The organism is Actinacidiphila glaucinigra, assembly GCF_900188405.1.
GTDB lineage: Bacteria > Actinomycetota > Actinomycetes > Streptomycetales > Streptomycetaceae > Actinacidiphila > Actinacidiphila glaucinigra.
Genome location: NZ_FZOF01000001.1, coordinates 251,042 through 268,569, shown reverse-complemented (window position 1 = coordinate 268,569; position 17,528 = coordinate 251,042). Strand labels below are relative to the sequence as shown.

Below are 17,528 nucleotides of genomic sequence, written 5' to 3'. Positions count from 1 at the left end.
CCGGCGGAGGAAGACGGAGGCGGCCCTTGGAGGCGCAGGAGAACGGCTTCGGGCAGGAGTTGCGCCGCAGGCGCCAGGAGGCGGGCAGGTCGCTGAGCGAACTGGCGGAGCGTGTGCCGTGCAGCCGCAGCTTCCTCAGCCGGGTCGAGAACGGCCGGCGCCGCCCGACGTACGAACTGGCCGAGAGGTGCGACGACTTCCTGGAGGCCGGGGGCGAACTCCTCAGCCTCGCCCCGCGACCGCGTCCCGCCCGCGAGCCCCGCGGCGGCAAGGAGCGGGACGGCATCCGCGGCCCGGCCCGTACCGCGTCCAAGCTGGTCGACCGCGCCGCGGCGGTGCCGCCCGACGCCCCCTCCCCGGCCTCCGGGCACGGCGAGGAGTTCGACCGGCTCGTCCGGCGCGGCGACCTGCGGCACGCCGCGGGCCGGATGCGCGAGGCGGACCGCTGCTACCGGGAGGCGCACCGGCTGGCCGAGGGGCGGCCGCGCGCCCAGGCCCTGGCCGTGGTGCGGATCTGCCGCCGCTGGTCGGACCCGGGCCAGGTCGACCGCGAGCTGCTGCACCTGATCGGCGACAGCCTGGCCGCCCTGCGCGACGACCCCGGCCCCGAGGCCGGGGCGCTGCGCCTGCAGCTCAACGCGCACCGGGCGAAGAAGCTCTCCATGGCGGTCAGCGCGGACACCGCCGTGGCCCGGGCCGGCCCGGACAGCGGCGCGGCCCTGGCCCGGCACACGCTGCACGGCCTGGAACGCGCGGACTCCGCGGGCGTCGCCGGCCTCGGCGAGGAGGTGCGCTGCGAGGTGCTGACCGAGTGCCGCTGGGGCCTGTACGACTTCGCGCCCGCCGCCGCCTCCCTGGCGCTGTCGGAACGGCTGCGCGACGCCGCCGTACGCCACGGCTCCGCGCACTTCCGGGGCGAGTCGCTGATGGCGCTGGCCGTCGACCAGCTGCGCATGGGAAGGGTCTACCCGGCGCTGTCCACGGCCCAGGAGCACCGCAGGCACGCCGCCGCCAGCCGCAGTGAACTGGCCCGTTGGCAGCAGCGCACCCTCGACACCACGCTCGACCTGTGGCACGGCCGGTTCGCGGCCGCGGCCGACTGGATCCTGCGGGAGTCCGCCGAGTACGCCGAGCGGCTCGCGGCCGACCTGGACGTGCCGGCCGGCAACTTCCGGCAGACCCGGATGGGCCAGGCGTACTGGCTGCTGCGCGAGCAGGGCCGGATGCGGGAGCTGTTCGCCGGCGGACTCGCGGACGACGTGCAGGAGCACGGCTACTTCCCGGTCTGGCGGGCGGGGCTCGTCCTCGCGCTGTGCGAGACCGGCGCCCGGGAGCAGGCCGCCGACCTGCTGCAGGCCTTCGCCGACGACACCGACGGCTTCCGCGCGCTGCCGCCGCACGGCTGGGCGGTGCCCACCCTCGCCCTGCTCGCCGAGGCCTGCGCCGCGATCGGCGACCGGGCCGAGCTGCGGCCCCTGGTGGCGCGGCTGCGCGAACGGCTGGCCCCGCACAACGGCACCGGCATCGCCCTCGCCGGCTGGCCCACGGTGCTGGTCGCGCCCACGGCCCAGGCGTGCGGTGTGCTCGCCCTGGCCGCCGGGGAACCGGACACCGCCCTCGCGCACTTCCGCCAGGCGGCCACTCCGGCCCGCACCTCCGCCCCGCAACTCGCCCGCCTGCGCCTCTGGCAGGCCCGCGCCCTGGGCGCCTCCGGCCGTCCGGGCGCCGCCGCCGAGGCCCCGCGCCTGCTGCGCCCGGCCCACGCTGTCGCGCAGGAGTACGGGATGGCACGGCTGGCCGCGGAGTGCGCCGCACTGCTGGCCGGGACCGGCGGAGCCGGCGGGGAGGAGTGAGGCAGACGAGTCGAGCTGTACGCCGGGTTCTGTTCCCGGTCGGCCTCGCGGCCGGCCGGGCGACGGCCATCCATCTAGGACCGGCGTTGCCGCCGGTCTCGTGCGGTCTACCCGCGGACTCGGGCTGGCAGCCCTCGATCGTCCGCGCAGGTCCGTCTCGCGACGGACCCTCTTGACCTTGCTCCGGGTGGGGTTTACCTAGCTGCCCAGGTCACCCTGGGCACTGGTGGTCTCTTACACCACCGTTTCACCCTTACCGGGAGCCTCGCGGCCCCGGCGGTCTGTTTTCTGTGGCACTGTCCCGCGGGTCACCCCGGGTGGGCGTTACCCACCACCCTGCCTTGTGGAGCCCGGACGTTCCTCGGCAGGACCAGGGTCCTGACGCGGCCGCCCGCTCGGCTCGTCTGCCGTGGCGACCATGCTACCGGCCGATCACGCCGGGGTGAAAAGCACGGTGTGGCGGCCGGGGTCGGCCTGCGTGAGGCGGACGGCGAGCGGCTCGCCGAGCGGGAGGGGGGCGGTGCCGCCGCGCACGCGGGCGACGACGGCCGGGTCGCGGAGGTGGACGGTGCCCGCGGTCGGGTCGGAGTCCTTCACGTCGATGACGTACGCGTCGAAGACCTCGCCGACGCGGTCCTTGAGCAGGGCGGCCTCGACGAGGTCGAGGGAGGCGCTCTCGATGGTGCCCGCGAAGTGCGAGCCGCCGCGCATGGCGCCCGGCAGGTCGCGGAAGGCCGCCTCGACCCACTCTGGCGGCTCCTGGCCGGCCACCGCGGCGAGGCAGAACTCGGCGGCGTAGCGGTCGACCAGGCGCCGCAGGGGCGCGGTGCAGTGCGTGTACGCCTCGGCGACGGCGGCGTGCACGGCCGGCTCGGCGGGGTGGCCGGGCCAGAAGGGCGTGTAGTCGGCGCCGCGGAACAGGCTGGTGGCCTCGTGCAGGAAGGCCGCGTGGGTGGTGCGCTCCGGGTCCAGGGTGCGGACGAGCTCGGCGTAGGAGGTCATGTGCGGCCAGTCGATGCGCAGCGCCGCGGCGACCCTGCGCAGCCTGGCCACCTCCCCGTGCGGGGCCAGCGGGAGCGTACGGAGGATGCCGGTGCCGGAGCGGAGCATGACGCCGGCCGCGACCATGCCCGTGAGCAGGGAGATCTGGGCGTTCCAGGCGTCGGCGGGGAGCGGCGCCCGGTACCGCAGCGCGTAGCCGCCGTCGAGCTCCACGACCTCCTGCTCGGGCACGTTGAGGGAGATGCCGCCGCGGGCCCGCTCCTGCGCCTCGCGCAGCCGGCCGACGGTACGCAGCAGGGCCACCGGGTCCTCGGCGGTACCGGCGTCGATCGCGTGCTGCACACCCGCGTAGTCGAGCCGCGCGCGGCTGCGGACGAGCGCACGGCGGACGTCGACGTCGGTGACCGCCCCGTCCGCGTCGAGGTCGATCCGCCACAGCACGGCGGGCCGGTCCTGCCCGGCCAGCAGGCTGGCCGCCCCCTCGCCCAGCACCGTCGGGTGCAGCGGCACCCGGACGTCGGGGAAGTACAGGGTCTGCACCCGCCGGTGCGCCTCGGCGTCCAGCGCGCCGCCGGGGGCGACGAAAGCCGCGGCGTCGGCGATCGCGTACGACACCCGGTAGCCGCGGCCCCCCTCGCGGACCGCGAGGTGCATCGCCTGGTCCAGGTCGAGCGACCCGGGCGGGTCGACGGTGAAGAACGGCACGTCGGTGGCGTCGTACCCCGGCAGCCGGGGGTCGCGCGCGGCCTCCTCGGCCTCGGCGAGCACACCCGCCGGGAAGTCCCGCCGTACATGCAGGTCCGCGCGGAGCGCGTCGAGCGCGGACCGCAACCGGACTCCGTCGGCGGTGGTGACGCGGAGGGGACGACGAGGCATGGAGCGAGCGTAAGTCGCACGGTCGTAGGCTGCACTGCACCGGGGAAACGCGAAGGAGAACAACTGTGCTCGTCCTGCTACCGCCGTCCGAGGGCAAGGCCACCGACGGCACGGGCCCCGCCGTCGACCTGGGCTCCCTCTCCCTGCCCGGGCTCACCACGGCCCGCGCGACGGTGCTGGACGAGCTCGTCGGGCTCTGCGCGGGCGGCGACGAGGACAAGGCCGCGGATGTGCTCGGGCTCAGCCCCGGGCTGCGCGGCGAGATCGCCCGCAACGCGGGGCTGCGCGACGCACGGACCCGGCCGGCCGGCGAGATCTATACCGGCGTGCTCTACGACGCCCTCGGCCTCGACACCCTGGACGCCGCCGCCCGGCGCCGCGCCGCCCGGTCGCTGCTGGTCTTCTCCGGGCTGTGGGGCGCGGTCGGCATCCGCGACGCGATCCCCGCGTACCGCTGCTCGATGGGCGTGAGACTGCCGGCGCTCGGGGCGCTCGCCACGTACTGGCGCACGCACCTTGCCGAGGCCCTCCCGGACGCGGCGGAGGCCGCGGGCGGCGGCCTGCTGCTCGACCTGCGGTCGTCGGCGTACGGGGCGGCGTGGAAGCCGGCGCCGCGCAGCGCGCTGGCGGGGCGGACGGCGACGGTGCGGGTGGTGCAGGCGGAGACGCGGAAGGTCGTCAGCCACTTCAACAAGGCGACGAAGGGGCGGATCGTGCGGGCCCTGCTGGAGTCCGGGGCGCGCCCCGAGAACCCCGACGCGCTCGTCGCGGCACTGCGGGATCTGGGCTTCACGGTGGAGGTGGCTGCGCCGGGGCGGCTCGACGTGTTGGTGACCGACGTCCACTGAGTTTTGTGCGGGTGGGTTGTGGTTGCGGCCCGTTGTTGTGTGCGGGTTGTCTGCGCCTGCGGCGGGCTGTCCCCCGCCCGCCCTCCCGATTGCCCGGCGCGGTCAGTGCGGGTCCCGCACCGTGTGCCTGGGTCGGTGCCGCGCCGGCGCACTCCCCCAGCCTTCGGCCGGGGGGACCCCCAGAACGCTCGCGGTTGAACCCCACATCATTCGGCGCCGGGTCCGCCGCTCGTCTCCCCCAGCCTTCGGCCGGGGGGACCCCCATGGGAGCACCCCGCCACACCCCCTCCGGTCGTATGAGCGCATGACGGCCGGAGGGGGGTGATGGGGGGCACCCCTCCCGGCACCGCCGGGAACTGCCCTCAGCGGGGGGTCTTTCGGCCGCAGGCCGGGCAAGGGTGCGTGCACCGGTGGCGTGGCCGACTTGCCGGCGTCGAGCCGGATGGTGTGGGCGTCGAGTGACGCGTGTGGCAACCACCGATGTCGTTCCGATCGCTCGACAGCACCTCGAAGCACTCGCGGACGCCGGTTACGGCGGGCGCGCCACGCACCCAAGGGTGGGCGTGGTCACCGGCCGTCTGCACCCGCGGACGGCAACGAGACCGGAACCAGACGAGCAACCAGACCCGCTCCGGCGCCTGAACCCGTGCCGCCCACGACCCGCACACGGCGGACAAGCCCCGCCCCCACCCTCCCCTCCGCAGCCGGCGCCTTTGCGCCCGCAGGGCGCGAGACGGCGCGACAGCCGGACAAGACCCGCGGCTCACGGTGACCGGCCGTGGCGAAGGCGCCGACGATCGCCTCGGCGGTCATCTCCGCCGCGGACTCCTCCACCAGCACCGATCGCCGAACCACCGAAGCCGCCGCCCGTCATGCGCGCGCCGAGGGCGCCCACCTCCACACCGGCCGACCCCGGACCGCCCTTCTCACCACCCTCCGGCCGTTGTCGCCCGGCGATACGGAGGGGGCGGGGGAGTTGGGGGCACCCCCGGCCGAAGGCTGGGGGAGGGTGGGCGTTCTGGACGCTGACGTGTATTTGTTGTGCGGCACAGACGGCACCGACCTGGACCGCCCGCCATGCACATAAATATGCGGTACAGAATGCCCAGCCCCGGAGGCCCCGCCCCCGGCCCACCACGCACGCGCGCAGACCCGCACCAACCGCGCCGGGCAATCGGGAGGGCGGGCGGGGGACAGCCCGCCGCAGGCGCAACGGACCCGCGCACAACAACCGGCCGCAAGGGGCACCCCGTTGCACCGGGTGCAACCCGCGTTGCGGGGGGCGTGCGGGGGCGGCACGATGCGGGGGTGCTGAGCCCCGGCCCCCGCGCCCCCGTCATCCCCGTGCTCACGCTGGACGACCCCGCCGACGCACCCCCGCTCGTCCGGGCCCTGGTCCGCGGGGGGTTGGCCGCGGTGGAGATCACGCTGCGGACGCCCGCCGCGCTGGAGGCGATCACCGCGGCGGCCCGCGAGGTGCCGGAGGCGGTCGTGGGGGCCGGGACCGTGGTGCGGGCGGAGCAGGTGGGGGCGGCGGCGCGGGCGGGGGCGCGGTTCCTGGTGAGCCCGGGGTGGACTGGCGGCCTGCTGGACGCGATGGCCGCGTCCGGGCTGCCGTTCCTGCCCGGGGTGTCGACCGCCTCCGAGGTGGTCGCCCTGGCCGAACGCGGCGTGCGGGAGCTGAAATTCTTCCCCGCCGAGGCGGCCGGCGGCACGGCGTACCTCAGGGCGCTGGCCGCCCCGCTGCCGGAGATCCGGTTCTGCCCGACCGGCGGCATCGACGCGGCCCGCGCGCCGGCCTACCTCGCCCTGCCGAACGTCGCCTGCGTGGGCGGCAGTTGGATGGTCCCGCAGGACGCCCTGCGGGACCGCGACTGGGACCGGGTGGAGCGGCTCGCCCGCGAGGCGGCCGCACTGGGTGCGCCGTCAGCGCAGGTGTGACGTGTCGTTGAGCAGCCGCAGCGACGCGTTCCCGTCCCCGTAGTACGCCACCGCCGACAGCGCCGCCGCCGACAGCTCCATCCGGAACAGCGACTCCGGCGGGGCCCCGAGGGCGAGCCGGACCAGGGTCTTGATCGGCGTGACGTGGGTGACCACCAGCACCGTGCGGCCGGCGTAGCGGGCGATGAGCTTGTCCCGGGTGAGGGAGACCCGGCGGGCGACGGCGGCGAAGCTCTCCCCGCCGGGCGGGGCGGTCTTCGCGGAACCGAGCCAGGCGTCGAGTTCGGCCGGGTGGCGTTCCTTCACCTCGGCGAAGGTCAGCCCCTCCCACGCGCCGAAGTCGGTCTCGCGCAGCCCTTCGTCGACGCGCAGGTCGAGGCCGAGCCGGTCCGCGACGGTCTGCGCGGTCTGCCGGCAGCGGGCCAGCGGCGAGGTGACGACGGCCTGGACGGTGCCGCGGGCGGCGAGGGCGTCGGCGACACGCTGGGCCTGCCAGCGGCCCTTCTCCGAGAGGTCCGGGTCGTCGCCGCCGCTGCCGGAGAAGCGCTTCTCCGCGGTGAGCGGGGTCTCCCCGTGCCGCAGCAGGACGAAGGTCGTCGGCGTGCCGAGGTCGGCCGCCTCGGCCCAGCCGACGGGCGGGGCCTTGGGGGCCTCGTCCACGGCCTCGTCCGCGGGTTGGCGCGCCGCGGTGACCAGCGCGGCGGAGGAGCGGCCGGGCTCCCACTGCTTGCCGCGCTTGCCGGCGTCCATCGCCTCGTTGGCGAGCCGGTCGGCGTGCTTGTTCTTCTCGCGCGGGATCCACTCGTAGCTGACCTGCTCCGCCGGCAGGACCGTCTTCGCCTCGGCGGCCAGCGGCCGCATGTCCGGGTGCTTGATCTTCCAGCGGCCGGACATCTGCTCGACGACCAGCTTGGAGTCCATCCGCACCCGTACCCGGGCCTGCGGGTCGATCGCGTGCGCGGCACGCAGCCCGGCGATCAGGCCCCGGTACTCGGCGACGTTGTTGGTGTGCGTGCCGATGAACTCGGCGGCCTCGGCGAGCACTTCGCCCGTGGCGCCGTCGCAGACGACGGCGCCGTACCCGGCCGGTCCCGGGTTGCCCCGGGACCCTCCGTCGGCCTCCACCACCAACGTACGGGCCATTACAGGCCCGACTCGGGGGTGCGGACGAGGATGCGGCGGCAGTTCTCGCAGCGCACGACCTCGTCGGCCGCGGCCGCCCGCACCTCGTTGAGCTCGGTGATGTTCAGCTCCAGCCGGCAGCCCTCGCAGCGCTTCTGGTAGAGCCGGGCGGCGCCGACGCCGCCGGACTGGCCGCGCAGCTTGTCGTAGAGCTTCAGCAGGTCGGCGGGGACCGAACCGGCGATGATCTCGCGCTCCTTGACAACCGTGGAGCCCTCGGCATCGATCCCCTGCAGCACGGTGCTGCGGCGCTCCTCGGACTCGCCTGCCTTGGCCTGCACGGACTCCAGGCGGCCGGTCAGCTCCTGGACCCGCTCCTGCAGGCCCTCGCGGCGTTCCATGACCTCCAGGACGACGTCCTCGAGGTCGCTCTGCCGCTTGGCGAGCGAGGCGATCTCGCGCTGCAGGTTCTCCAGGTCCTTCGGGGAGGAGACCGCTCCGGAGTCCAGCCGCTCCTGGTCGCGGACGGCGCGCTTGCGCACCTGGTCCACGTCCTGCTCGGCCTTGGTCTGCTCGCGGGCGGTGTCGCTCTCCTCGGTCTGGGCGGCGACCAGCAGGTCGCGCAGCTGGGTCACGTCGGAGCCGAGGCGCTCGATCTCCGCGTGCTCGGGAAGGGTCTTGCGCTTGTGCTCCAACTGCGCGAGGCGCGAGTCGAGGGCCTGGACCTCGAGCAGTCGGATCTGGTCTGCGGGCGCGGCTTTCAGCGGGGGGCTCCTGAGGTCGTGGGTTCGTCAAGGGGAAGTGCCTGGGCATGGGCCGTCCACGGGTCGGTGACGGCGCGTGACACAAAGGTGCGCAGCGCCCAGCCGTGCCGTTCGGAGACCTCGTCGAGCCGGCGCGCGGCCTGCTCGCACCAGGGCCACTCGGTGGCCCAGTGGGCGGCGTCGACGAGTGCCGGCGGACCCGCCTGCTGCGCCTCGGACGCCGGGTGGTGGCGCAGGTCGGCGGTGAGGTAGACGTCCACCCCGGCCCTGCGTACGTCGTCGAAGAGGCTGTCGCCGGAGCCGCCGCACACCGCGACGGTGCGGACCGGCCGCCCGGGGTCGCCCGCGACGCGCAGGCCGGTCGCGGTGGCCGGCAGGCCGGCCGCCGCCCGGCGGGCGAAGTCCGCCAGTGACATCGGCTCGGGCAGTTCGCCGATGCGGCCGAGGCCGCGGCGCCCGGCCGGGTCGGCGGGGTCGGGCACGAGGGGGCCGGTGACGCGCAGGCCGACGGCCTCGGCGAGGGCGTCGGAGACCCCGGGGTCGGCCCGGTCGGCGTTGGTGTGCGCCACGTGCAGCGCGATGTCGTTCCTGATCAGGGTGTGCACGACGCGGCCCTTGAAGCCGGTCGCCGCGACCGTCGTCGTACCGCGCAGGTAGAGCGGGTGGTGCGTGACCAGCAGGTCGGCGCCGGTGGCGATCGCCTCGTCGACGACCTCACGGACCGGGTCGACGGCGAACAGCACCCGTCCGACCTCGGCGTCCGGGTCCCCGCAGACGAGCCCGACGGCGTCCCACTGCTCGGCCCACGCCGGGGGCCAGAGGGCTTCGAGGGCGGCGATGACGTCGGACAGTTTCGGCACGGGTCGAGGTTACCGCGCCGGTGCCGGACGGCCGGAATCCCGGGCTGGTCATGAGCACACCGAGCATCCGAAGTCCGACGGAACGGGACGAGAGCCACCCTTACGTGTGAAGACCACCAACTCGTGTCGGACGCCCGGGCGTGCGAAAACTAGCGTCGTGGCCCGGAGGTGAGCCACACCATGACAGCCTGCGCCACCGAGACCACCACCGTGCGACGGGCCGGGTTCACGATCGCCGCGGACGGCTCCTACGCCGCCTGCCTGGCCCAGGGACCCGAAGGGGACGACGGCTGGTACCCCGAGCGCTGGACGCTCGGCGGGCCCGAGCCGTACACCGTGCCGCTGCCCGGCAACCAGCCCGAGGAACAGTGCTCCGAGGTCATGCCGCTGCCCGACGGCCGCGTGCTGATCCGCCGGCGGGTCGCCGACCGGTTCGACCTCGCCCTGCTCTACCCGACCGGTCCCGGCACCGGCGAACTGCTCGTCGGCTCGCTGCCGGGCGGTGAGGCGGAGGCGCGGCTGCTGCCTCCGATCGCCTCCGGCGAGGCGTACGCGCTCACCTACGACCCGGCGCGCGAGGTGTCGGCGGTGTGGCTCGTGCACGACGACCGGGACCTGCGGCCGCGCCGGCTCGCGGAGGTCCCGGGCCGCTGCGGGGGCGGCGCGTGGCTGGACCGTGCGGGACGTCTGCTCGCGCTGGACCGCGAGGCGGAGGGGACGGTCAAGACGGTCGCCGTCGACCTGGAGCGGGCCGGTGCGGTCAGCCCGCTGCTGCAGATCACCGAGGAGAGCAACGACCGGCTGCTGCTCGCGGAGCCCGACAGCGGGCTGCTGATAGTGCGCAGCGACGCCACCGGCGAGGACCGGATCGGCTGGGGCGTGCTGGGCAGCCGTCAGCCGATGCGGTTCGCCGAGTGCCTGCGCGTCCCGGACGCGGTGCTCACCCCCTTCGCGGCGCAGCCCGGCCAGGTGCTGATGCCCGAGGCGTGCGCCGTGGCGCTGCGCGCGGACGGACCGCACGGGACGTCGCTGGCGGTCTGGCGCCCCGGGGAACGCCGCGCCTCCTGGCTGTCGGCGCCGGAGGGATGGCTGGCCGGGGCGGGCCTGTGGTCGGCCCGGGGCGTGCTGCGCCTGCCGTACGCCTGCGCGCACTGCCCGTGCGGCACGGTGGAGTACGAGGCGCCGGCCGCGGTGTCCTCGCCGTCCCCGGCGGGGAGCGCGGCGGAGGGCGCTCCCCCGGCCTTCCCGGACGGCGGCAGGACCAGCCCCGTGCTCCCGTTGCAGAAGGCGCCGCTGGCCACAGGATCTTGAAACGGTAAACTCCTCCGGCGTTCCGCGCACCCTGCAAGCTAGTCGACGGAGAGTCTTCCCATGTCCGATGCCCGACACGACACCGCCGCCGAGGCCCGCCTCGAGGACGGTTCCGCCGAGGGCCCGCACGCCGGCCGCCACCGCGGTACGGCTTCCGCCCAAGACGACAACACCCAGGTGGTCGAGGCGCCGCACGGCCGCCACCGCCGCCCCTCCGGGCCGTCCGCCATGGAGGTCTGACGGGCCCCGGGCCCGTTTCAGCCCTCGTGGCGCAGGGCCAGGACGTCGGTGGCGGCGAAGGTGTCACCGGGGTCACGGCCCGCCCAGTACGGGGTGAGCAGGTCGTCCAGCTCGTCGTGGGTGAACGCCTCCTTGGCGGTGTCGAACTTCGCCGCGACGCGGGGGCGGTCCATCACCGCCACCATCCCGCCGTGCACGACGAACAGCTGGCCGGTGATCCGGTCGGCCGCCGGTGACGACAGGTAGCCGACGAGCGGGGCGACATGCTCCACCCCCAGCGGGTCCGGTCCGTCCTCGGGCCGGCCGAGGCCCGCGAAGACGTCCTCGGTCATCCGCGTGCGCGCCCGGGGGCAGATGGCGTTGACGCGTACGCCGTACCTGCCGAGGGCGGCGGCCGTCGACGAGGTGAGGCCGACGATGCCGCCCTTGGCGGCCGCGTAGTTGGGCTGGCCGGCCGAGCCGGCGAGGAACGCCTCGGACGAGGTGTTGACGATCCGGCCGTAGACCGGGGCGTCCGTGGTCTTGGCGCGCTCGCGCCAGTGGGCGGCGGCGAACCGGGTGGTGGCGAAGTGGCCCCGCAGGTGGACCCGGACGACGGAGTCCCACTCGTCCTCGGTCATCGAGAAGACCATCCGGTCCCGCAGGATGCCGGCGTTGTTGACCAGGACGTCGAGCGCCCCGTACGTGCCGACCGCCAGCCGCACCAGGTCCTGCGCCTGGTCGAAGTCGGCGACGTCCCCGTGGTGCGCCACCGCGTGGCCGCCGGCGGCGGTGATCTCGGCGACGACCTCGTCCGCGGGGCTCGCCGACGCCTCGCCGGAGCCGTCGCGGCCGGGCTGCCCGTAGTCGTTGACGACCACGTTGGCGCCCAGCCGCGCCAGTTCCAGCGCCTCGGCGCGGCCGAGGCCGCGTCCCGCCCCCGTGACGACGGCGGTCCTGCCGTCCAGCACGCCCATGGGTTGGTTCCCCCGTCCCGGTGTCAGACCGCGATGCAGGTGCGCAGGGCCTCGCCGCTGCGCATCTGGCCGACGGCCTCGTTGATCTGGTCGAGCCGTACGCGGTGGGTGATGAGCCCCTCCAGGTCCACGCGCCCGGCGCGCCAGAGGCGGATGACGCGGTCGTAGGACCGCAGGACGTCGCCGCCGCCGTACAGCGAGGGCAGGATGCGCTTCTCGTCGAAGAAGAGCTCGAACATGTTGATCTGCAGGAGGTCGTCCATCGCGCCGGCGCCGACGACGCAGAGCGTGCCGCCGCGGCGGGTGTTCTCGTAGGCCGTGCGGGCCGTGGCGCTGCGGCCGACGACCTCGAAGACGTAGTCGAAGCCCTCGCCGCCGGTGATCCGGGCCTTGGCGTCGGCCAGTTCCTCCGGGGCGACCGCGTCGGTGGCGCCGAAGCGCAGCGCCGCGTCGCGGCGGGACTCCACCGGGTCGACGGCGATGATCTCCGAGGCGCCGGAGGCGCGGGCGCCCTGGATGACGCTGATGCCGACGCCGCCGCAGCCGATGACGGCGACGGAGGAGCCGGGGGTGACCCGCGCGGTGTTCAGCGCGGCGCCGATGCCGGTCGTGACGCCGCAGCCGATGAGGGCGGCGATCTCGTACGGCAGGTCGTCGGGGATGGGTACGGCGCAGGAGGCGGAGACCACGACCTCCTCGGCGAAGGTCCCGGTGCCGGCGAAGCCGAAGACGTCCCCGGCGGGGCGGCGGAAGTTGGGCGTGCCGGCGTTCATGAAGCCGGCCAGGCACAGGTGGGACTGGCCGCGCCGGCAGGCCGGGCAGGCACCGCAGGCCGGCAGCCAGCAGACCAGGACGCGGTCGCCGGCCTTGAGGCCGGTGACGCCCTCGCCGGTCTCGGTGATCTCCCCGGCACCCTCGTGACCGGGGACGAAGGGCGCGGGCTGCGGCAGGACGCCGCTCATGGCGGACAGGTCGGAGTGGCACAGCCCGGTCGCCCGCAGCCGGATGCGCACCTTGCCGGGGCCGAAGCCCACCGTCTCGATGTCGTCGACGACCTCGAGCTTGTCCTGGCCGATCTCCTGCAGGAGTGCTGCGCGCATGGGTGTTCCCCTCTCCCCTCAAGGACTTACGAGTGCTCGACGACGGTGTCGGCGAGGACCGGCGCGTCGTCGCGTTCGACGGCGGTCGCCGATGCCAGGACGCGGCCCGGTTCGGACCACATCCGGATGCACAGGGTCTCGCCGGGGAAGAAGACCCCGGCGAAGCGGGTGGAGCAGGACCGTACGCGGCCCGCGTCGTCGCCGAGCAGCGTCTCGACGACGGCCTTGAGCGTGATGCCGTAGGAGCACAGGCCGTGCAGGATCGGCCGGTCGAAGCCGGCGTGCTTGGCGAACTCGGGGTCGGCGTGCAGGGGGTTCCAGTCGCCGGAGAGCCGGTAGAGCAGGGCCTGGTCCTCGCGGGTGGCACGCAGGACGGTGCGGTCGGGGGCCGTGCCGGGCGGCGTGGTGCGGGCAGAGGGGCCGCGGTCGCCGCCGAAGCCGCCCTCGCCCCGGACGAAGATCTGCGCGTCGGAGGTCCACAGCGGGCCCTGTTCGTCGGCGACCTCGCGGCGCAGCACGAGGACGGCGGCCTTGCCCTTGTCGTAGACGTCGGCGACGCGCGAGGTCTGCACGGCCCGGCCGCGGACGGGGACCGGGCGGTGCACCTCGATGCGCTGGGCGCCGTGCAGGACGGCGGCGAGGTCGACCTCGATGCCGGGCAGGGACAGCCCGCCGCGCGCCTCCCCGGCGGCCGCCGAGCCGCCGGCGACGGTGGCGAAGCTGGGCAGGACCTGCAGGCCGGGGCCTTCGAGGGCGTAGTTGAGGGTGTTCGCGCCGAGGCCCAGGTGGTAGAGGATGACGTCCCTGTGGTCCCAGACGAGTTCGGCGCTGCGGGGTTCGGCCGAGGTGGCGGCTGCGACGTCGATCGGCATGTCCGGCGGCTCCTTCGCTGCGCGGTGGGCCCTGGCGCGGCCGTCCGCACCGTCGGCCCCGCCAGGGCGTGCACTAGAACGCGTTCTAGCCAGCCCATGTATAACGCATCGCCCGGGCCCTGGGAATAGCTGACACACCGTCAGAATAGCGTTCCGCCAGTGACATTTGTCCTGCCCGGGTCCGTACATTCCCCACTGACCCCGCGGGGTTGCCCGGCCGTAGTGTCGGTGACATGACGACGACAGTGAGCTTCACCAGGGCCGTCAAGGCGTTCGGCGCGGTACGCGCGGTGGACGGCGTCGACCTGGAGATCCGGCGGGGGGAGTCCGTCGCCCTGCTCGGCCGCAACGGCGCGGGCAAGTCCACCGCGATCAGCCTGCTGCTCGGGCTCAACGAGCCCGACGACGGCGAGGTCCGGCTCTTCGGCGGCACCCCGCACACCGCGGTCCGCGCGGGCCGGGTCGGCGCGATGCTGCAGGACGGCCGGCCGATCCCCCGGGTGACCGTCCGGGAGCTGATCACCTTCGTGGCGCGCACCTACCCGTCCCCCCTGCCCGTGGCCGAGGCCCTGGAACTGGCCGGCCTCACCGAGGTCGCCGGCCGCCGCGCCGACCGGCTCTCGGGCGGCCAGGCGCAGCGGGTCCGCTTCGCCGTCGCCCTGGCCGGCAACCCCGAGCTGATCGTGCTGGACGAGCCCACCGCCGCCCTCGACGTCGAGGCCCGGCGCGCCTTCTGGGACTCGATGCGGGCCTACGCGGCCCGCGGCAACACGGTGCTGTTCTCCACCCACTACCTGGAGGAGGCGGACGAGAACGCCGACCGCATCGTCGTCATCGACCGCGGCCGGGTCGTCGCCGACGACAGCGGCGAGCGCATCAAGCGCGCGGTCGGCGGCAACCTCGTCTCCTTCGACCTGGCCGGAACCCCCACCGAGGGCCTGCGGCAGCTGCCCGGGGTGGTGTCCGTCGAGGTCCGCGGGGACCGCGCCCTGCTGCGCTCCGCGGACTCCGACGCCACCGTCCTCGCCCTCGCCGACCGCGGCATGGTCCGCGGCCTGACGGTCACCGCCGCCAGCCTGGAGGACGCGTTCCTCTCCCTCACCGCGCAGTCCTCAAGCGAGGACGCCGCCCCCGCCCCCGCGGCGGACACCACCGTCGAGAACACCACCGCCCTCGCCGAGGAGAAGGTCTGATGCTGCTCGCCTACGTCTCGCTGGAGATCCGCCGCACCCTGCGGGACGCCGGATTCGTGATCTTCGGCGTCGGCATGCCCGTCATGATGTACCTGCTCTTCACCAACCTCGGGGTCTCCGGCTCGGAGGAGGACAAGGCCGCCTCGCTGGCCGCCATGATCGGCATGGCCGCGTACGGCGCCCTGGGCTCGGCGGTGTCCACCGGGTCGAGCGTCGCCGAGGACAAGGGCCTCGGCTGGCTCCGCCAGCTGCGGATCACCCCGATGTCGCCGCTGCTGGTCGTCACCGGCCGCTGCATCAGCGGCTCCGTCACCGTGCTGCCCGCCATCCTGGCCGTCCTGCTGGCCGGCGGGCTCGTCAACGGCGTCGAACTGGAGCCCTGGCAGTGGGCCGCCGTCGGCGGGCTGCTGTGGATCGGCACCGCCCCCTTCACCCTGCTCGGCCTCGGCAACGGCTACCGGCTGTCCGGGCAGACCACCGGCGTGGTGAACATGGCCTGCAACCTGGGCCTGTCCGTCGTCGGCGGGCTGTGGATCCCCTCGGCCGTCTTCCCCGGCTGGCTGCGGGCGGTCTCCGAGTGGACCCCGTCCCACCGCTTCGGGCAGCTCGGCTGGAGCATCGCGGACGGCGCGGCCCCCCGGGCGGGTACCGTCGCCGTGCTCGCCGCGTGGACGGCCCTCTTCGGCGCGTACGCCGTGTACGCCTACCGCCGCTCGGCACGCACCCCGTGAGTCCCGCCCGCACCGCGGAAGAGGAGGAGACGACGGACATGGCGACCACGACGGAATCCCGGCCCCCGCTGCCGACACGCATCTGGCGCGAGTGGCGGCAGCTGCGGGTGACCCGGTCCTTCTCCGAGGAGATCGAGGACCTCAAGCCCCCGACCCGCTTCACCTTCCTGCCCTGGCTGCTGATGGGCGTGGGCGCCCTGTCGCACCTCCTGCAGGGCGAGGCCGCCAACCCCTGGCTCGGCGGCCTCGGCCTGCTGGCCTTCAACTCCCTCTACATCGGCGTGGTCTTCACCTCCTTCGACCCGCGCACCGCCCGCGGCAAGGTGCCCCGGCGCTACCTCCTCGCGCTGGCCGCCGTCACCTACGCCCTCGCCATCGGCTACGGCGGCAGCTGGCTGGTGTTCTTCCCGCTGCTGTCGCTGGCCGTCGGGATCGTGGTGCGCGGCCGGCGGATGGGTCCGGTACTCGTCGCCCTCGCGGTGTCCGCGGGGATCGTCTCCGGGCTGCGCAGCGGCGACATCTGGGAGGGCGTGTCCATCGGGTACGGCAGCCTCATCTCGGGCCTGGTGACCGCGGCCATGCTCACCCTCTTCGACGCGGTGACCCAGCTGCGCGCCACCCGCCAGGAGCTGGCCCGCAACGCCGTCGCCGAGGAGCGGCTGCGGTTCTCCCGCGACCTGCACGACCTGCTCGGGCACACCCTGTCCGTGGTCGTCGTCAAGGCGGAGGCCGCCCGCCGGCTCGCCCCGCGCGACCTGGACGCCGCCCTCGCCCAGGTCGCCGACATCGAGGCGGTCGGACGCCAGGCGCTCACCGAGATCCGCGAGGCCGTCACCGGATACCGCGAGGGGAGCCTGTCCACCGAGCTGGACCGCGCCCGCTCGGCCCTGGCGGCCGCCGGGATCGAGGCCGTCGTCAAGGAGTCCGGCCCGCCGCTGCCCTCGCAGACCGAGGCGCTCCTCGGCTGGGTGGTGCGGGAGGGGGTGACCAACGTCGTACGGCACAGCGGGGCGACCAGCTGCGCCATCGAGCTCGCCGGCACCGGCGGGCACGTACGCCTGCGGATCACCGACGACGGCCACGGCATAGGCTCGGCGCCCGGATCGGGCTCGGGCTCCGGTCTGAAGGGGCTCACCGAGCGGCTCGCCGCGGTCGGCGGCTCCCTCGGCACCGGCCCGGGACCCGGGGGCGGGTTCCGCGTGGTCGCCGAACTGCCGGTGGAGGAGGAGCAGACCGCATGAGCAGCGCCATCAAGGTCCTGCTGGCCGAGGACCAGGGCATGATGCGCGGGGCGCTCTCCCTGCTGCTGAACCTGGAGGACGACATCGAGGTCGTCGCACAGGTCGCGGCGGGCGACGAGATCGTCGCCGCGGCGCTGGCGGCCCGGCCCGACGTCGCGCTCCTCGACATCGAGCTCCCCGGGCGCAGCGGGCTCGACGCCGCGGCGGAACTGCGCGAGCGCCTCCCGGAGTGCAAGGTGCTCATCCTGACCACGTTCGGCCGCCCCGGCTATCTGCGCCGCGCCATGGAGGCCGGGGCCCGCGGCTTCCTGGTCAAGGACGGCCCCGTCGAGGACCTCGCCGCCGCGATCCGGCGGGTCCTCGACGGGCACCGCGTCATCGACCCCGCGCTGGCCGCCGCCGCCCTCAGCACCGGGCCCAGCCCGCTGACGCCGCGCGAGCAGGACGTGCTCAACGCGGCGGCGGACGGGGCGACGGTGGCGGACATCGCGGCGCGCGTGCACCTGTCGGAGTCGACGGTGCGCAACCACCTGTCGTCCGCCATCGGGAAGACCGGCACCCGCAACCGCACGGAGGCGGTCCGCACCGCCCGCCACAACGGCTGGCTCTGACCGCGCC

At 74.9% G+C, this 17,528-nt stretch carries 16 protein-coding genes and 1 other RNA gene; 9 read left to right on the top strand and 8 right to left on the bottom strand.

The annotated features are described in order from the left end of the window. Positions 1–26 precede the first annotated feature (26 nt). Positions 27–1,853, top strand: a complete 1,827-nt coding sequence (locus CHF15_RS45590; RefSeq protein WP_245938616.1) for a helix-turn-helix domain-containing protein — start codon at positions 27–29, stop codon at positions 1,851–1,853. A 2-nt stretch (positions 1,854–1,855) separates the two neighbouring features. Here the strand turns inward: CHF15_RS45590 and rnpB are convergent. Together rnpB and CHF15_RS01300 are read right to left on the bottom strand one after the other, a co-directional pair. Next, an RNA gene (rnpB, locus tag CHF15_RS01305) (RNase P RNA component class A) lies at positions 1,856–2,256 on the bottom strand. A 29-nt stretch (positions 2,257–2,285) separates the two neighbouring features. Then, the gene (locus tag CHF15_RS01300) at positions 2,286–3,731 is read right to left on the bottom strand and encodes an RNB domain-containing ribonuclease (RefSeq protein ID WP_089221695.1); all 1,446 of its coding nucleotides are present in this window, start codon (positions 3,729–3,731) and stop codon (positions 2,286–2,288) included. 65 nt (positions 3,732–3,796) lie between these two features. Here CHF15_RS01300 and yaaA point away from each other — a divergent pair, with 65 nt between their 5' ends. Both yaaA and eda read left to right on the top strand, forming a co-directional pair. Continuing rightward, the gene (gene yaaA, locus CHF15_RS01295; protein WP_089221694.1) at positions 3,797–4,579 is read left to right on the top strand and encodes a peroxide stress protein YaaA; all 783 of its coding nucleotides are present in this window, start codon (positions 3,797–3,799) and stop codon (positions 4,577–4,579) included. 1,308 nt (positions 4,580–5,887) lie between these two features. Continuing rightward, a complete protein-coding gene (gene eda, locus CHF15_RS01285) occupies positions 5,888–6,520 on the top strand; it encodes a bifunctional 4-hydroxy-2-oxoglutarate aldolase/2-dehydro-3-deoxy-phosphogluconate aldolase (RefSeq protein WP_245938615.1) in 633 nt (210 codons plus the stop codon). Here the strand turns inward: eda and CHF15_RS01280 are convergent. From CHF15_RS01280 to CHF15_RS01270, 3 genes are read right to left on the bottom strand one after another with little or no spacing between them, the layout of a single operon-like run. Further along, positions 6,506–7,663: a bifunctional RNase H/acid phosphatase gene (locus CHF15_RS01280; protein ID WP_089221691.1), complete on the bottom strand. Its 1,158-nt coding sequence runs from the start codon at positions 7,661–7,663 to the stop codon at positions 6,506–6,508. The genes eda and CHF15_RS01280 overlap by 15 nt on opposite strands. Next, entirely contained in the window at positions 7,663–8,406 is a 744-nt protein-coding gene (locus CHF15_RS01275) for a zinc ribbon domain-containing protein (protein WP_089221690.1), read from the bottom strand. Before CHF15_RS01275 ends, CHF15_RS01280 begins: the two co-directional genes overlap by 1 nt. Further along, on the bottom strand, positions 8,403–9,266 hold the full coding sequence (locus tag CHF15_RS01270) for a Nif3-like dinuclear metal center hexameric protein (protein ID WP_089221689.1): 864 nt from the start codon (positions 9,264–9,266) through the stop codon (positions 8,403–8,405). The genes CHF15_RS01275 and CHF15_RS01270 overlap by 4 nt, the downstream gene beginning before the upstream one ends. Before the next feature lie 180 nt (positions 9,267–9,446). Between CHF15_RS01270 and CHF15_RS01265 the strand changes: the two genes are divergently transcribed. Both CHF15_RS01265 and CHF15_RS01260 read left to right on the top strand, forming a co-directional pair. Continuing rightward, positions 9,447–10,577, top strand: a complete 1,131-nt coding sequence (locus CHF15_RS01265) for a hypothetical protein (RefSeq protein WP_089221688.1) — start codon at positions 9,447–9,449, stop codon at positions 10,575–10,577. Between the two features lie 60 nt (positions 10,578–10,637). Beyond that, positions 10,638–10,817: a hypothetical protein gene (locus CHF15_RS01260; RefSeq protein WP_089221687.1), complete on the top strand. Its 180-nt coding sequence runs from the start codon at positions 10,638–10,640 to the stop codon at positions 10,815–10,817. 17 nt (positions 10,818–10,834) lie between these two features. Here the strand turns inward: CHF15_RS01260 and CHF15_RS01255 are convergent, their stop codons facing one another. The 3 genes from CHF15_RS01255 to CHF15_RS01245 are packed head-to-tail and all read right to left on the bottom strand — an operon-like array spanning position 10,835 to position 13,745. Further along, positions 10,835–11,773, bottom strand: a complete 939-nt coding sequence (locus tag CHF15_RS01255) for a 3-oxoacyl-ACP reductase (RefSeq protein WP_089221686.1) — start codon at positions 11,771–11,773, stop codon at positions 10,835–10,837. A 23-nt stretch (positions 11,774–11,796) separates the two neighbouring features. Beyond that, positions 11,797–12,873: a Zn-dependent alcohol dehydrogenase gene (locus tag CHF15_RS01250; RefSeq protein WP_089221685.1), complete on the bottom strand. Its 1,077-nt coding sequence runs from the start codon at positions 12,871–12,873 to the stop codon at positions 11,797–11,799. 26 nt (positions 12,874–12,899) lie between these two features. Beyond that, a complete protein-coding gene (locus tag CHF15_RS01245) occupies positions 12,900–13,745 on the bottom strand; it encodes a MaoC/PaaZ C-terminal domain-containing protein (RefSeq protein WP_089221684.1) in 846 nt (281 codons plus the stop codon). 233 nt (positions 13,746–13,978) lie between these two features. Between CHF15_RS01245 and CHF15_RS01240 the strand changes: the two genes are divergently transcribed. The 4 genes from CHF15_RS01240 to CHF15_RS01225 are packed head-to-tail and all read left to right on the top strand — an operon-like array spanning position 13,979 to position 17,521. Next, positions 13,979–14,938, top strand: a complete 960-nt coding sequence (locus CHF15_RS01240) for an ABC transporter ATP-binding protein (RefSeq protein WP_179279609.1) — start codon at positions 13,979–13,981, stop codon at positions 14,936–14,938. Continuing rightward, positions 14,938–15,669, top strand: a complete 732-nt coding sequence (locus tag CHF15_RS01235) for an ABC transporter permease (RefSeq protein ID WP_179279608.1) — start codon at positions 14,938–14,940, stop codon at positions 15,667–15,669. Before CHF15_RS01240 ends, CHF15_RS01235 begins: the two co-directional genes overlap by 1 nt. Before the next feature lie 38 nt (positions 15,670–15,707). Continuing rightward, positions 15,708–16,910, top strand: coding sequence for a sensor histidine kinase (locus CHF15_RS01230; protein ID WP_089221682.1), 1,203 nt, complete (start codon positions 15,708–15,710; stop codon positions 16,908–16,910). Beyond that, complete coding sequence (locus CHF15_RS01225) at positions 16,907–17,521, top strand: response regulator transcription factor (protein ID WP_089221681.1); 615 nt, start codon at positions 16,907–16,909, stop codon at positions 17,519–17,521. The genes CHF15_RS01230 and CHF15_RS01225 overlap by 4 nt, the downstream gene beginning before the upstream one ends. Positions 17,522–17,528 lie beyond the last annotated feature (7 nt).

Coding starts and splice junctions, on each gene's coding strand:
- CHF15_RS01235 (WP_179279608.1), top strand. CDS start 14,938: ATGCTGCTCGCCTACGTCTCGCTGGAGATCCGCCGCACCCTGCGGGAC.
- CHF15_RS01225 (WP_089221681.1), top strand. CDS start 16,907: ATGAGCAGCGCCATCAAGGTCCTGCTGGCCGAGGACCAGGGCATGATG.
- CHF15_RS01230 (WP_089221682.1), top strand. CDS start 15,708: ATGGCGACCACGACGGAATCCCGGCCCCCGCTGCCGACACGCATCTGG.
- CHF15_RS01240 (WP_179279609.1), top strand. CDS start 13,979: ATGACGACGACAGTGAGCTTCACCAGGGCCGTCAAGGCGTTCGGCGCG.
- CHF15_RS01260 (WP_089221687.1), top strand. CDS start 10,638: ATGTCCGATGCCCGACACGACACCGCCGCCGAGGCCCGCCTCGAGGAC.
- CHF15_RS01250 (WP_089221685.1), bottom strand. CDS start 12,873: ATGCGCGCAGCACTCCTGCAGGAGATCGGCCAGGACAAGCTCGAGGTC.
- CHF15_RS01280 (WP_089221691.1), bottom strand. CDS start 7,663: ATGGCCCGTACGTTGGTGGTGGAGGCCGACGGAGGGTCCCGGGGCAAC.
- CHF15_RS01300 (WP_089221695.1), bottom strand. CDS start 3,731: ATGCCTCGTCGTCCCCTCCGCGTCACCACCGCCGACGGAGTCCGGTTG.
- CHF15_RS01245 (WP_089221684.1), bottom strand. CDS start 13,745: ATGCCGATCGACGTCGCAGCCGCCACCTCGGCCGAACCCCGCAGCGCC.
- CHF15_RS01265 (WP_089221688.1), top strand. CDS start 9,447: ATGACAGCCTGCGCCACCGAGACCACCACCGTGCGACGGGCCGGGTTC.
- CHF15_RS01255 (WP_089221686.1), bottom strand. CDS start 11,773: ATGGGCGTGCTGGACGGCAGGACCGCCGTCGTCACGGGGGCGGGACGC.